This window comes from Streptomyces sp. SID14478 (genome assembly GCF_010548525.1).
Taxonomy (GTDB): domain Bacteria; phylum Actinomycetota; class Actinomycetes; order Streptomycetales; family Streptomycetaceae; genus Streptomyces.
This window is the reverse complement of the sequence record NZ_JAAGMG010000167.1, coordinates 1-207: the sequence shown is the minus strand read 5'-3', so window position 1 is coordinate 207 and position 207 is coordinate 1. Positions and strand designations below refer to the sequence as shown.

Annotated in this window: 1 protein-coding gene; it reads right to left on the bottom strand. The window is 75.4% G+C overall.

All coding sequences use genetic code 11. The annotated features are described in order from the left end of the window. Positions 1-183: zinc ribbon domain-containing protein (locus G3I40_RS06380; protein WP_164301179.1), on the bottom strand; the 183-nt coding region annotated here is incomplete at its 3' end. Positions 184-207: the final 24 nt, after the last annotated feature.

Genomic DNA, 207 nt, shown 5'->3' with positions numbered 1-207 from the left:
GTGCGCGGCCGGTTCCGTTTCCGGTGCGGCCGTCGGCAGTGGGGCCGCGTCCGGGCCGGGGTCCGCGGTTCCCCGGGCCGAGCGGCCCGCCGCCTCGTCCGACCAGCCCAAGTAGCTGCCGCAGTTGCCGCAGAAGTCGTCCGTGTCCCCGTTGGACGCCCCGCAGGCAGGGCACTCGCGCATGACTCACCTTCCGTCGTCTGCGGG